The organism is Pseudoalteromonas sp. APC 3893 (assembly GCF_030408095.1).
GTDB lineage: Bacteria > Pseudomonadota > Gammaproteobacteria > Enterobacterales > Alteromonadaceae > Pseudoalteromonas.
Genome location: NZ_JASDCD010000006.1, coordinates 168,215 through 183,043, shown reverse-complemented (window position 1 = coordinate 183,043; position 14,829 = coordinate 168,215). Strand labels below are relative to the sequence as shown.

Genomic DNA, 14,829 nt, shown 5'->3' with positions numbered 1-14,829 from the left:
GGAAATGTATGATCCGTTTTAACCGTGCTATATCACCCATAAAAGTATTGAGTTTTGATTTAGACGACACGCTTTATAACAATCACCCTATCATTAAAGCCGCGGTGCAAGCACAAATTGATTACTTAAACGCGTTACCTGACTGGCAAGCTCAAGGTAAACAATATTGGCAACAATGTAGAGAGCAAGCTGTGCAGCAAAACCCAGCGCTCGTTGATAACGTAACCCAATGGCGAAAAGACACTCTACAATTAGGGTTAGCAAAACTGGGCTACCAAGGCGAGCAACTTAAGCTGCATGCCACTGCTGCATATAAAGCCTTTGCTGACGCTCGCAGTCAAATAACCGTAAGTGATGATGTTTTAGAACTACTCTCACAACTTAGTAAGCATTATCGTTTAATTGCTATTACGAATGGCAATGTTGAAATAGAGCGATTTAATCTAAATGGCGTCTTTGAACTGGTACTACAAGCCGGAATACATGGCAAAGCAAAACCCCACCCAACCATGTTTGAACAAGCTTGTTCGCATTTAAGCGTAGTACCTGATCAAATTTTACATATTGGTGATAGTTTAGATACTGATGTGCACGGCGCTCATAACGCTGGCTGTCAATCTCTGTGGCTAAGCGATCAACCTACACAATATGCTTACCGTGGTTTACCTGATGTAGAAATAACAAATATTCACGCGCTTAAATATTTTTTACGGTAAAGGAGCTAAATATGGGCTGGAGTTATTACACTAAATTAATTAGTTTTTTATTATTACTCTCAGTTGCACTCAATGCCTATTTACTTTGGCCTAAACCAACTAAAACGCAGGCGCAAACTGTTACATCAACTAAAACAAAACCGATACTAAAACGCAGTGTAGAATCAACCAGCCCAGAGTACCAACAGGCCATTAACCAGTTCCAAAAACGACAATTTACTGCAGCTGTAGCAAGCTATCAACAACTGAACAACTCACACCCTCTAGAAGCTGAACAGCTTTATTTTAGTTGGTTAGACACACTTGATAGCTGGCTGCTTAATAATGAACTAACAATCAGTGAAGCCTTTTTATACGCATTTTTAAGCAGTTTTCCCTATGATATAAAAATGCTGCAATTAGAGGTTGAGCGCTTAGTTAAAAACCAGCAGCCTCATCAAGCTATCGTGGCACTTTTTACTCTACAACCTATGGCGAATGAAGCAGAGCAAGCCGCTATCTCGATGCGTTTAACGCAATTAACTCAAACCCAAACAAAAACCCTAAGTAAGCGAGAGGCATGGCAAGAAATAGTTAATCAAACAGCTGTGTGGCTAGATTACAGCAGTGAAAATCCCTATCACTTAATGGCACAAGCCAATGCATTTTATCAACTGGGTGATTTAGTCAGCGCGCAGAGCAACCTAGATAGGCTAGATGAAGAGCACCCGCTCAAATCCCAAGCAAGTGAACAACAAGCTTTAATTAACAATTTTTATTCAGAAGTCGACTTAGTACCACTGACTAAACACGGAGCACATTATTTACTTGATATTACCGTGAATGACGCACTAAATACGCAATTAATGATTGATACCGGCGCCAGCCTCACCGTTTTACCGCAAACAGTGATTGATGCTCTTTACCCAACGCCTGAATATTTAGGCACCATGATGGTAAACACAGCTAACGGAAAAGCCACTGCACAGCGCTACCGCATTGAATCAATTAAAATTGGTCAACAAGTACTAACTAATTTTGATATTTTAGCAATTAGCCAACATTCAGGGCACGGCTTACTAGGGATGAACTTTTTGCAGTATTTTAAATTTCATATTAATCAACAAACAAATCAGCTAGAGTTAGACAAACAATAAATTAAGGATAGCTATGAACCTCAACGATTTTCTCAGCAATTTAGCCAATGACCCGCAAAGTATTGCATTTACCGACACAATGGCTGCGATTGATAACAACTACACATTTACGCCATCAGGTTTTAATAATCATGGGTTGGTCAGTGGTGCTAATGAAAATAATGGTTCATGTAAAATCTTTGCCTTCGCGAAACTAAATCAGCTTAGCAAACAAAATACCTTAGATTGCTTTGGCGCTTTTTATCGCGATGAGGTCTTAGGCAATCCAGATGGCGAAGACCACATGAATATTCGCACTTTTATGCTTGCGCCAGAAGCTACTCCATTTTTAGGGATCACTTTTGATGAAAAGCAGGTCCTTGCGAGCAAAAATTAAAGTACTTTCTCCATAAAGTAACGAGTACCATCGAGTGGGTAGTCATCCATTTGGTATTTACAATACCCAAACCACCTCAAGATGCGAGTTTCAGTTGGAATTAAAAGCGATTTAGGCAAGGCATTGATTGCAAATAATAGTGGTTCTATTATTAAAATCAATAACGCAGTATAAATCTCTTTTAAACCAACCCATTGGGCGCTTCACAGGAACTTACTCTCATCGTTGTTCCTCCTTAAAAGGGATGGCCATTCTTGCAAAGTAACGCCTTGATATTAAGCCCCTGTGAAACGCTGAATTCTGCATCTTGAGGTGGTTTGGGTATATATAGCCGTTTTTTTCGTAAAACGGCTTCGCTTGAAAATCTAGCGTATCAAGCTGCGCAACAATTGCACCGTGCTCTACAGCGGCTAATTCCATTTCATTCAGTAGCTGCTTGGCAAAACCACAACCTCTAAATCTCTCATCACACCAGAGCCAACTGATTAATAACCAATTACCAAAAACGTGCCCTGAAATTCCTGCCACCAAGTCCGTTTTTTCAATTATCTTAAAGCCCAAAGGAATGCGCTCTGCATTAAAATGTGTGCTGTTGAATGCGACTATTTCTGAGCGTAGCTGAGCACTTAGCTCAATGGAATCGTCTTTAACTAAGGTATACATTTAAACCTATAAAATCTTAATCTCAGTACAAATGGTTTTTCCCATAAGGAACCTCGAGCATATTACTTTCAGCTTTTTCAGGTTGACCGCACATTTCATCATATGCACTGGTATGGCGTAACACCATTTGCACGTAGCTTAAATGCTCTAATCGCTTTTGAATATGTAATGGGCTCAGGCCACGAATAAACTCACCGTGCTCATCTGTGACATAATATTCCACATTATTGATCATTACAGAAACCTGATAAAGCGCCATTTCAAGTGAGTGAACGATCACTTTTTGGATAGGCTGGTGATTACCCAACTCTGATAATTTAATCGCCATAGTCTTACTCTTTTGCAAAGTATAGTTAGGCTCAATACGTGGCTTTGTTATACTTTGATCAATTAAAATTCTTAATAACACTTATGACTGACAAAATCCGTCTTGCCAAATACCTCGCCCACGCGGGCTTATGCTCTCGCAAACAAGCATCGAGACTCATTGATCAAGGCGTAGTCACAGTAAATAACCGTGCGGCAAACCATATCGATCATGTTGATGATAATGATTTGATTCTGGTTAATGATTGCCGAGTACAAGGCAAAGCAAAACACGTCTATTTTGCTTACCATAAACCCATAGGTATCGACTGCAAACTAAATAAAACCGACCCCAGCAGTTTAATCCACCACTTACCTAAAACAACACGTGTTTACCCTATCGGGCGATTAGATAAAGACTCAAGAGGCTTACTTATTTTGACCAACGATGGTGAATTTTGTAATCAACTCATTCACCCTGACTTCCACCAGCCCAAACGCTATATTGTTAAAGTAGATAAACCACTGGATGATAACTTTTGCCACAAGATGGCAAGTGGAGTCCCTGTTGATAAACAAATCACCTTACCTTGTATTGTAGAAAAGACCGCAGATGATCAGTTCACTATCATCTTAAAACAAGGGCTAAACAGGCAAATTCGTAAAATGGCACATTACTGTGGTTATCGGGTTATTGATTTATACCGTGAACAAATTAGTGAGCTTAATTTAGCGACTCTCAACCTTGCTGAAAATAGCTACCTTAAAATTAGCAAATCCGACATTTTAAAAAATTAATCACTTTTTATACAAAAGCAGTTGCAAAAACTGATTACAAGTGTAATCCTAAATAAAAGATTACACTTGTAGGCAACACCTTCATGATCGAATTATCAAAAGCAGAATTTGAAGTGCTTGATGCACTTTGGCAAGACTACCCAGCAACAGCAAGTCAAATCATTGCACGCTTAAGCGATGAAAAGCAATGGCATGAAAAAACCATCAAAACATTACTAGGCCGTTTAGTTAAAAAAGGTGCACTGAGCTTTGAAAAAGAAGGCCGCCAGTATATTTATAGTCCTTGCATGGAGCGCGCTGAATACACGTTAAAAGAAAGCCAAAACTTTATAGAACGTTTTTTTAGTGGCCGTATAGCACCGCTGGTTAGTGGCTTTGCTAAGTCCGAACAGCTTTCTCAACAAGACATCAACGAACTTAAAAAAGTGATTGATGACTGGGAAAAACAACAAAAGTAAGGGCCCAACCATGTTAGAAAGCGCGTTTAACTGGCTTATTGAGCAGCAGCTATTAGTAACCACTTTAATTCTGAGTTTACTCATTCTAGAGCGCTATTCATTAAAATGGCTTAGTGCAAATTTTGTTTATAAATTATGGTTATTGGTGCCGCTTTCACTGCTACTGGTTAACTTACCAGAACATTATAAGCCAATTCAAAATACGGCAATGAGTACGATGTTGATTACACCGAATCAACATATAAACAGTCACTTCAGCATTAGCTGGGTATTACTGTATACCATGGTATTTTGCTTTTTAGCGGTAATCGCGGTTATGACACACAAGCAATTTATAAAACAGCTAAAACTGGCTCCTTTGCATAATAAGCAATTAGCTGAGCAAACCCCTAATATTGCGCTATTGCAAAGTGACACGGTAAATACACCGATGGTAATCGGCCTATTAAACACACAACTTGTACTGCCAACGGGATATTTACAAAAAACGGACCCTGCATCTCTTGCATTGATAATCGAACACGAACAAGTCCACATAAAACGCAGAGACAACTTACTTAATATGGTGTGCTTATTAGCCACCCTCATATTTTGGTTTAACCCTATTGCATGGCTTGGTTACATGAGCTTTCGTCGCTTACAAGAGCTCTCATGCGATGAAACCGTACTTGCGACAAAGAATACACGCCAACGGATTTTATACAGCAAAGCCCTCATTAATTGCGCGGCTAATACCCGCACAGGTTTGATGGCCTATTCACACTATGGAGATAAAAACACGATGCTTCAACGACTCAAGCAAATTAAACACAACGGTAATAGTTCATTCGTTGCCAAGGGGGCATTACTGATTTTTGCCGCAGGCATGCTCAGTAGTTTTGCCAGCGCAAAACAACCAGAAGCCAAAACAGACAAACATTCAATTTCGCCTATTATGAGAATTGAACCTGTTTACCCTATCGAGGCAGCAAAGCAAGGTATTAGTGGCTCAGTGGTTTTGAAATACGATATCAGCCCAACAGGAAAGACTGAGAACGTATCCGTTGTTAATGCAAAACCCGCAGGTGTATTTAACCGCGAGGCAAAAAAAGCATTAATGGAATGGCAGTATAAGTCTTCAAACACAGGCTTCAAAGATGTGTTAGTGCAATTAGACTTCGCCATAGATAAGCATTATAAATCAGAAGATCTCATTGAAAAAGTGACTGTTGCTGCTAAGTAGGCATTCGAACCAGAAGACCCTAAAGCAAGCGCCTTATTTAAGCCGCTTGCTTTGGCGTTTTTCAATTCATAAAAAATTAAATAAAAAAGCCGCCATTACTTATCAAGCAATGGCGACTAACAATAACATCAGTTTCACTATAGCTCAGTATCACCACTTTGAAACTGTGACAAATTGTCGCAGCTGATATATTTTCATCTTACCCATTATTAGTTCGCAATCTATCTACTCTCCTGATAATTTAGCTTTCTCTTAAATACACTGTATTCATTATGACTTGGATATTTTTTACTTTTTTAGCCGCCTTTATGCAGGCATGGCGAAATGCTCTGCAAAGTAAGCTCAGTACTGATATGAGTTTGGCGGGTGTTACCCTCTCTCGATTTATTGTAGCCAGCCCCATAGCTGCAATTTACCTTTATTCTTTGTATCAATATCAACCGGCTTCCTTTCCTAGTTTTAATCATAAATTTTGGCTTTTCATTCTTGGCGCTAGCTTTATGCAAATTTTAGCTACAGGGTTAATGGTTAAACTCTTTAAAATGAATAATTACGCTGTCGGTGCAGGTCTTGCTAAAAGCGAGGCGCTCGTTGCAGCTATCTTAGGCGTATTATTTTTCGGCTCAACACTGAGTTTACTTGGTTGGCTTGGTGTATTTATCGGTGCAATAGCGGTGCTATTACTTAGTGGCATTGCCAAGGTTAAACAGTTTAACTTAACTACGGCATTAATCGGTTTAGCGTGCGGTAGCTGCTTTGCTTTGACATCTTTATGGGTGCGTGAAGCCAGCTTAAATTCAGGCTTACTGTTTCCACATTCGGCAGCATGGGTATTACTGTTTGTCATTGGTCTGCAAAGCTTGATATTACTCGTTTACCTACTAATTAAAGAGCCGCAAACAATTAAACAGATGTGGCACTACAAAAAAATGGTTTGTTTAGTCAGCTTTTTTAGCTGCATAGGTTCGATTGGTTGGTTTAGCGCAATGAGTTTACAGCATGTGGCGTATGTTAAAACGCTTGGTCAGGTAGAGGTATTTTTTACTATGCTAATTGCTGTACTTTGGCTAAAACAACCTCTTAAACGCCAAGACAGCGCAGGGCTTTTATTAATTGCCATTGCGGCAATTTTAGTGATGCTGCCAGCATAAATAGGCGGTTATCAAAATAACCGCTTATTAAGTATTAATGACTAATTTTCAAAGTGATCACACCACTTATAATCATGAGTACACCCGCAATACGGCCGAATGTCGCGGCATCGTTATAAAATAAAATACCTACTAGGAATGTACCTGCGGCACCAATCCCTGTCCATACGGCATATGAAGTGCCCATAGATATATCACGCTGGGCGAGCCATAACATAAAGCCGCTAGCGACCATAAAAGCAACCGCAATACCAATCCCCAACCAGCGATTCTCGCCCTCTTGTGACATTTTCAAACCAACTGGCCAACCTATTTCAAGCAAACCCGCGATAATCAAATAAATCCACGCCATTAATTTTCTCTCTTTTTCAATATTACATCATACAGATCTTCACGACGATCTTTTAAGTTACGCACCGTACCTTCGCTATGAAGAATTTTCAGCTTATCCATATCCAAATCACTAAACAACAACATTTCAGTGTTTGGTGTGGCTTCGTTTAAAGTGGCATCATGCGGGAATGAGAAATCAGACGGGGTTAATACCGCTGATTGCGAATATTGTACATCTAAACTTTCTACCTCAGGTAAGTTACCAACAGAGCCTGCTATTACCACATAACACTCATTTTCAATCGCACGCGCTTGCGCACAGTGACGCACCCGTAAATAGCTATTTTTGGTATCTGTCCAAAATGGTACAAATAGAATGTCTAATCCTTGCTTAGCTAAAATTCGCGATAACTCAGGGAACTCAACATCATAACAAATTTGAATACCAACGCGCCCTGCGTCAGTATCAAATACGGCAATTTTATCACCCCCTTGAATCACCCAGTCATTTTGCTCATGCGGTGTTATATGAATTTTACGCTGCTCATCAATTTTACCACTGCGGTGACACAAGTAACTCACATTATAAATTTTATCGCCTTCAGCCAGGGGCATAGAGCCAGTTATAATATTTGCATTATATTCAATCGCCATACGTGACATCGCGTCACGGAATGTCTCTGTATATTCGGCTAAGTAACGAATTGCTTCGGTTTGATTGCTTTGTTCAGTCAACCCCATTAGCGGCGCATTAAAAAATTCAGGGAATAGAATAAAATCACTTTTATAATCAGAAACCGTATCAACAAAGTATTCGACCTGCTTTAGCAGCTCATCAACTGACTCCACACACCGCATTTGCCACTGTACCGCTCCAACTCGCACAATTGACTTAGTCGATTCAAGTACTGTATCAGTGGGTTCGAACATGATGTTATTCCACTCAAGCAAGGTGGCATAGCCTACTGACTCTTGATCCTCAGGCAGATACTTTTTGAGTAACCGTTTTACTTGAAAGTCATTCGATAATTGGAAGCTCAAAATAGGGTCGTATAATTCTTTATGATCAACCTTTTCGATGTACTGCGTCGGCGTCATCTCACTGCTATAATTGTAATAACACGGAATACGCCCCCCAGCTAAAATGGCACGTAAATTATACTGACGACATAGCTCTTTACGAGCATCATAAAGCCTACGCCCTAAACGCATTCCCCGGTGGGTGGATGAAATAACCACGTCTAGGCCGTATAATGCATCCCCTTCTGGATCACTAAATACGCGATCATGGCCATCAACAATATCTTCATAAGTATGTGGATTTGAAAACCGCCCGTAATCTACTTGCACACTCAACGCAATACCGACCAAGACTCCGTCGTCAACCATACCTAATTGACCTTCAGGAAATTGATCAATTAATCTAAAAATAGTGTGAGTTGGCCATGCCCCCCCCAGATCGGGATAGGCTTGATCCATTAAGGTCTTAATTTGTGGGTACTGCTCTTTGGTTAAGTTACAAATTTCTAAATGGGTTTTTTCTGCCGACATACACAACTCCTTGAGGTGCAATACATAGTTATTTTGCTTACCTGTCATTTAAACAGCTTATACCTACAAGGTATAATTATTTGTTTTCTTATTGATACAATAGTGTAATTGAAAGGTCCTGAATAGCCGCTTATAAAAACACAGCCACTGCCCCTGTGGAACACAAAACAATGGCCGTCATTATATAAGCACTGCTAATCAATTTAATAACCTCAGAACTCACGCAACTGAGGCTGAATAACAATTTGGTGATTAACAGCTTGTGGTAACAAAGGTGTTAACTTCGCTTCAATGTAATCATTAAAGCCAGCTCTATAAAACGGTGAAAGCGGATGGCCTGATTGCCCACCTGGTATAGCCATTACTGCATTCTCTAAGTGACCTGGTTGAGCAATAAAGCGCTGTGAAGCACCAAAACTAGGGCCTTGTACTGCTGGCATAAAACTATCACCAAAACCTGGAGCTTTAGGCATATTTAATAACTTACTTAATTGAGGGATCTGCTGGGCAAAAGGATGTTCAATGGCAAGCTCATTAACTACTCCCCAGCGCCAGTTTTGCATATTACTACCAAATTTATTGGTTAAATTTGCTATCGTTTTTGTAAACGCACCTGCTAATTGCTCATCCCAACTAGTATAATCAGGACTCAACCAGCTTGTTGGTTGTTGCTTAATTAACTGCCAAACAGCCGGTTCTAAATCTCGTTTTATATACCTAAGTGAGCCAGCTTCTTGCTTAAGCCGAGTTTGCAATGGGCTAAATACTATATTAATGATTTCATCACGAAAGCCCCTTACCAAAGTATAGCCAATTGAATCTGAGCATGCACAAGCTTGCCAATCATTAAGAACCGTTATGTATTGCTGATTAGTATCTACTTGTTTATTTAATTGGCTTAATAACAAAGTGTGCCAAGATTTTAAAAAGCGCGCTTCGTTGTCATGTTGAAGTGTATTAAAATCAGCTTCATCAAAGTGATTTTGTGCAAATAACCTATCTCGTATTTGCGCCGAACGCGCTCCCATTGCATAACCACCGTTACCAAATCGTAGATCATCCGTAGCCGATACAACACGTGAATTCCCTGTCCATAAGCGCGCATCAGTTGGATTTTTGACACTTGGTCTAGCTGACTCATTTTGCTGCCATAATGAGGAATAATCAGCTTCACTAACAGCCAACTCACTCGGTGTTTTACGCGCAGGAATAGCTCCCATATGCTTCCAGGCAGCATTCCCTTGGCTATCAACAACCATTAGGTTTTGCACAGGAATACCGACGTCATTGGCAAGTTCAAGGGCATCATCTACCGTTTTAGCTTGCTCTAATTGCAGCAAGTTCATATCCACTGCATAAGGCATATGAGCAACCCAGCTAAGAGCAAACTGCTTACCATTTATGTCCCGCACAGGGCCATATTCACTCATGGTCAGTAAATATGGCTCAAAGCGCCCATCAGGTAGGGCTATTTGCTCAGTTACTTGCCACGTTTCACTGCTGCTAGTTAAAGCAACCCAATCAGCGGTATCTAAGTAACCATTAGTGAACCCCCAAGCAATATTATTATTAGTTCCAACAACTATGGCTGGCGCGCCAGGAAGAGATACCCCGGTTACCTGATAAGCATGATCGGCATACTGATAATTAAGCTGCGCACGATACCAAATAACGGGTACTCCCATCGACAAGTGCATATCATCTGATAGTAATGCAGCATTATTAGCGGTTAACTGATTAGTGACTGCCCAGTTATTACTTCCTCGCTCTTGGTTGGCCTCAATACGATGATAAACATAACTATGTTGAGTAGGTAGTTCTGGTATACCCTGCTCATACGCTGGTAGTTGACTGCCATCCAGTGGAGCCTGATATGGGCTGGGTTGTGTTATAAACTTCACCATATCAATACCATAAATATCAGCAATTTGAATGAGCGCTTGATCTCGCTCAAAGGTAGCCGTTTGTAAGTCCAAGTACATACTGTATATAACTAATAAGCTATCTTCGCTACGCCAAGGCTTTTGCTTTGCCCCTGTTAATAAGTATTCAAAGCTTACAAACCCAACTTGTGCTAAGCCCTCATTTACTCCAGCGGCATAACTTTGCAATAAGGCTTGATCTTTTAATGGTAATTGCTCAACAATCGACGCACTGCGCTTACGTAGTTGATGAAAACGCATTTTTTTATCAAGCTCTAACGCTGCCTCCCCGAATAATTCACTCAGCTCACCCGCAGCATTACGACGTAATAAATCCATTTGGAAAAAACGATCTTGGCCATGAGCAAAGCCTAGTCCATAAGCAGCATCGTTACGATTACTTGCATTTATAACAGCTTGCCCTAGGTTATCTCGCCCAAGCCGTACCTCGTTGGTTATTGCTTGGCTGCGCCCTTTACCATCAATAGCTGGTAAGCTCAGTGACAAGATACCATAAACAATAGCTGTTGCCGCCAAACCTAAAATGAGTACAATTAAAACCAACCACTTGATGAGCCTTAGCATAACTAAATTCCTTAATTATTTAGTTTCTCCATAATACTCACAGATTTATGAAAAATTAATGTTATTTTGAATGAATCTTTCCATATAACCAAAAATGTTTATTCGTATTTTCAATATTATTGAAAACACTAATAAAATCCGATGATATTGATGTTGGTATTTCTAGTAGAGATTTTTATTTCCGCTAATAATTAGCTATAGTTGAAGTGCCTTATCTTAAAAGTACGTACGCCAATGCCATTGTCACCAACTAAAGACCACATGCAAATATCAAAATTTAAGCTGGCGTTTTGGTTATCTCTTTTATTTATATTAATCACCTGCGTAGTACTCGATAGAATTAACTATAATCGGGCTAAAGAAGCTCATCGCTTACTTATTTTGTCTGAAGTGAGTAATTATAGAGCGCAGCTTGAGTCAACCTTGGTATCAAATATTCAACTTGTTCGTGGCCTTAGTGTAGCAGTAGCTGCAGAGCCAAACTTAGACCAACAACGTTTTACGCAAATTGCAAAACCTTTATTCGCTACATCTTCTGAATTACGTAACATTGGTGCAGCACCCAACATGGTTATTCGTATGACATATCCATTAAAAGGTAATGAAAAGGCTATTGGTCTGAATTTTTTAGAAAATGACAACCAGCGTGCTGACGCAATTCGTGCGCGAGATAGTAATGAAATAGTCATGGCAGGACCTCTCAAACTAATTCAAGGGGAAGAAGCTCTTATCGCCAGAGTGCCCGTTTATCTTACCAAAGACAACTCATTTTGGGGGCTCCTATCAGTTGTGCTAGATATAGAGAAAATTTACGAAAACTCAGGCTTTAACCAATTAAAAAACGATTTTGATGTAGCTATTCAAGGACAAAATGGATTGGGAAGTAATGGCGACTTCTTCTTTGGTAATGCTGATATCCTGACACGTTCACCACTACAGTTAAATTTAACGTTTCAAGGCGGTGAGTGGGAAATATATGTGGCCCCCAAAGCTGGTTGGGCACCTCCAGCATCAACTATTTGGCCCCTTAGGTTTGCGATTATTACTATTCTTGGACTACTGATTTGGGCATTTTTATTCTTTTTAAAAATGCTCAGCCGTCAGCAGCAAAGTGAAAAAATGCTTACCACCATGAGTAGCTTAGCCAAAATTGGCGCTTGGTCTTTTAGCCTTGATAGCAAACAAGTCTATTGGTCAGACACAACTAAAAAGATATTTAAATACCCTCTTGAACAGCAGCCTGATTGGCCAACTAATTTAAATTATTTTAAAGAGGGAGAAAGCCGAGACACAATCAAAGAGCTGGTAGAACGAGCAATTAAATTTGGCGAAAATTATGAAGCTGAAATTGAAATAGTCGACTCGGATGGCCAGGCAATATGGGCTTTAGTACATGGTGAAGCAGAAATGCGTAATGGTCACTGCGTACGTATTTTTGGTTCTTTACAAAATATACACTCTCGTAAATGCAGTGAGCTTGAGAATAATAAAATTGCTCTACACAACGAGACATTAGCTTCGTTAACATCACATAAAGCAATTTTAACAGGTTATCTAAAGCAATCCAAAGACGTAATTACTCAAGCTATATGCCAAGCTTTAAAGGTTGAGCGAGCAAGTATTTGGCTATTTAATGACGATCGAGATATCTTGCAGCCATATGCTAATTACGGCAATTCTTTACCAGATGGAATAACTTTTAAGGCGTGGAAAAAGGATAAAATTAGCACCTTCTTTACTGCGATTGATAATCAGGCTGTGATCAGAGTGTCGAATGCATGCTCAAATGAACTGACGGCCCCACTTTGCGACTCTTATCTTTCTTTATTAGAAATTGAATCCATGTTAATTGTTACTATAGTAGGAGGAAGTGGAGCCATAGGTATTGTGTGTGCTGAGCAATGTTACAACTCTCGAGATTGGTCTCGTAATGAAGAAAGCTTTTTAATTGCCGTTGCAGCCCTCATTGGCAGCTTACACTCAAGTGAACAGCGCATTGAAACCGAGCAACAGTTGGTTGCAGCAAAAGAAGCCGCTGAGTATGCAGTAGCTGCAAAAGGTGAGTTTTTAGCGAGTATGAGCCATGAGATTCGCACACCAATGAACGGTGTATTAGGCATGCTTAATATTGTGCAACAAACACAACTCGATCCACAACAATTACACCATATTCAACTAGCGCAATCCTCTGGTCACTCATTACTAAATATCATTAACGATATTTTAGACTTCTCCAAAATTGAAGCTGGCAAACTAGATATTGAATATGTTGCTTTTAATTTACCTAAATTATTAGGGGAAGTTGTGGAATCTTTTGCGCTTAAGGTTGAGCAAAACAATACAAAGCTCATTTTAGATGCAACTAGAATCAACGTAAGTGAAATTATCAGTGATCCAAATAGGTTACGTCAGATTATCAATAACTTACTAGGTAATGCCGTAAAATTTACTGAAAATGGCGAAATAATTGTTATTGCTGACTTAAAAGACACCACTGATGGCACCTTCTTACATTGTTCAATCGTTGATACGGGGATTGGCATTAACGCAGATAAACAAGCTCATTTATTTGACTCATTTACTCAAGCAGATACCTCAACTACGCGTCAATATGGTGGCACAGGACTAGGCTTAGCGATTGTTAAACAGCTATGTCATTTAATGAATGGTGAGGTCAACGTCACTAGTGTGCCAGAACAAGGCAGCACGTTTACTTTCTCAATCAAAGTGAAGTCACTTCTAAACCAAGAAAATAGTTTGCCTAGCCATCTGATTAATGACAAACATATATTAATTATAGATAGCTGCCCACTAAACAGTTCGATTGCATATAAACAACTCACTGTATGGGGAGCGCAGCCGACTGTAATTAGTGATTATAACGCACTAAGCCAGCACCTAGGCACAGTTTCAGGTGTGATAGACGCGATGATAGTTGACTATAGCTACCTATCAAGCGTCGGTAACGACGACTTAAATCAACTTAAGAATTACTTAAAAATCCACAAAGTAAAACTAATATTAATGGCACCGATGAGCTTTTCTCAAGAAAATGCGAACTTACCAATAGAAGCTGACTGCATTATTTTCAAACCTTTGACCCCTTCTGATTTATTCGATTCACTGGCGAATGATAAGTTTGTAGAACAACAACAAAATAATATTCTCCCGCTAGCAGCAATCAATTCACCAAGCCCTAGTTCTTCAAGTGAAATAAAAATTCTACTAGTTGAAGATAACAAGGTTAACCAAGTGGTTGCCTCTGCACTTTTAAAGCAAGCAGGTATCAATTTTGATATCGCTGAAAATGGTTTAGAAGCAATTGAGACATTAAAAAATAACACTACATCGCCCTATAAATTGTTATTAATGGATTGCCAAATGCCCGAAATGGATGGCTACCAAGCAACTCAAGCCATACGCATGGGTGAAGCCGGTGAAGAATACAGAAATGTTACCATAATAGCGCTTACTGCAAACGCTATGCAGGGGGATAGAGAAAAATGCATAGCAGCAGGCATGAGTGACTACCTTACAAAGCCGCTCGACTTTAATGCTTTAAACCCCAAGTTAGAGCATTGGCTTAGCCAATAAAAACAATAAGGAAAGATA

13 protein-coding genes are annotated in these 14,829 nt (G+C 39.7%); 8 read left to right on the top strand and 5 right to left on the bottom strand.

Going from position 1 to position 14,829, the window contains the following annotated elements:
- The first annotated feature begins 8 nt into the window (after nucleotides 1-8).
- The 3 genes from QMA12_RS10330 to QMA12_RS10320 are packed head-to-tail and all read left to right on the top strand — an operon-like array spanning nucleotide 9 to nucleotide 2,228.
- Complete coding sequence (locus tag QMA12_RS10330; protein WP_290210024.1) at nucleotides 9-716, top strand: HAD-IA family hydrolase; 708 nt, start codon at nucleotides 9-11, stop codon at nucleotides 714-716.
- 11 nt (nucleotides 717-727) lie between these two features.
- Nucleotides 728-1,852 (top strand): retropepsin-like aspartic protease, encoded by a 1,125-nt coding sequence (locus QMA12_RS10325; RefSeq protein ID WP_290210023.1) that lies wholly within the window; start codon nucleotides 728-730, stop codon nucleotides 1,850-1,852.
- A 13-nt stretch (nucleotides 1,853-1,865) separates the two neighbouring features.
- Nucleotides 1,866-2,228, top strand: a complete 363-nt coding sequence (locus QMA12_RS10320; RefSeq protein WP_087531225.1) for a HopJ type III effector protein — start codon at nucleotides 1,866-1,868, stop codon at nucleotides 2,226-2,228.
- 219 nt (nucleotides 2,229-2,447) lie between these two features.
- Here QMA12_RS10320 and QMA12_RS10315 read toward each other — a convergent pair whose 3' ends face one another.
- The gene (locus QMA12_RS10315) at nucleotides 2,448-2,891 is read right to left on the bottom strand and encodes a GNAT family N-acetyltransferase (RefSeq protein WP_290210022.1); all 444 of its coding nucleotides are present in this window, start codon (nucleotides 2,889-2,891) and stop codon (nucleotides 2,448-2,450) included.
- 22 nt (nucleotides 2,892-2,913) lie between these two features.
- Nucleotides 2,914-3,219: a DUF6482 family protein gene (locus QMA12_RS10310; protein ID WP_290210021.1), complete on the bottom strand. Its 306-nt coding sequence runs from the start codon at nucleotides 3,217-3,219 to the stop codon at nucleotides 2,914-2,916.
- 83 nt (nucleotides 3,220-3,302) lie between these two features.
- Between QMA12_RS10310 and QMA12_RS10305 the strand changes: the two genes are divergently transcribed.
- From QMA12_RS10305 to QMA12_RS10290, 4 genes are all read left to right on the top strand, one after another.
- Nucleotides 3,303-3,995, top strand: coding sequence for a pseudouridine synthase (locus QMA12_RS10305; RefSeq protein ID WP_087531401.1), 693 nt, complete (start codon nucleotides 3,303-3,305; stop codon nucleotides 3,993-3,995).
- 83 nt (nucleotides 3,996-4,078) lie between these two features.
- On the top strand, nucleotides 4,079-4,453 hold the full coding sequence (locus tag QMA12_RS10300) for a BlaI/MecI/CopY family transcriptional regulator (RefSeq protein WP_087531226.1): 375 nt from the start codon (nucleotides 4,079-4,081) through the stop codon (nucleotides 4,451-4,453).
- Nucleotides 4,454-4,463: 10 nt separating this feature from the next.
- On the top strand, nucleotides 4,464-5,675 hold the full coding sequence (locus tag QMA12_RS10295; protein ID WP_290210020.1) for a M56 family metallopeptidase: 1,212 nt from the start codon (nucleotides 4,464-4,466) through the stop codon (nucleotides 5,673-5,675).
- A 272-nt stretch (nucleotides 5,676-5,947) separates the two neighbouring features.
- Entirely contained in the window at nucleotides 5,948-6,826 is an 879-nt protein-coding gene (locus QMA12_RS10290) for a DMT family transporter (RefSeq protein ID WP_087531227.1), read from the top strand.
- Nucleotides 6,827-6,860: 34 nt separating this feature from the next.
- On the opposite strand, the gene QMA12_RS10285 is transcribed toward QMA12_RS10290, so the two are convergent.
- The 3 genes from QMA12_RS10285 to QMA12_RS10275 form a co-directional block, all read right to left on the bottom strand.
- Complete coding sequence (locus QMA12_RS10285; protein WP_087531228.1) at nucleotides 6,861-7,178, bottom strand: multidrug efflux SMR transporter; 318 nt, start codon at nucleotides 7,176-7,178, stop codon at nucleotides 6,861-6,863.
- Nucleotides 7,178-8,710 carry a carbon-nitrogen hydrolase family protein gene (locus QMA12_RS10280; protein WP_087531229.1) on the bottom strand — a complete coding sequence of 511 codons (1,533 nt, stop codon included), beginning with the start codon at nucleotides 8,708-8,710 and terminating at the stop codon, nucleotides 7,178-7,180. Before QMA12_RS10280 ends, QMA12_RS10285 begins: the two co-directional genes overlap by 1 nt.
- Nucleotides 8,711-8,922: 212 nt before the next feature.
- Entirely contained in the window at nucleotides 8,923-11,217 is a 2,295-nt protein-coding gene (locus QMA12_RS10275; protein ID WP_087531230.1) for a penicillin acylase family protein, read from the bottom strand.
- A gap of 261 nt (nucleotides 11,218-11,478) precedes the next feature.
- Here QMA12_RS10275 and QMA12_RS10270 point away from each other — a divergent pair, with 261 nt between their 5' ends.
- Entirely contained in the window at nucleotides 11,479-14,811 is a 3,333-nt protein-coding gene (locus tag QMA12_RS10270; protein WP_290210019.1) for an ATP-binding protein, read from the top strand.
- Nucleotides 14,812-14,829: the final 18 nt, after the last annotated feature.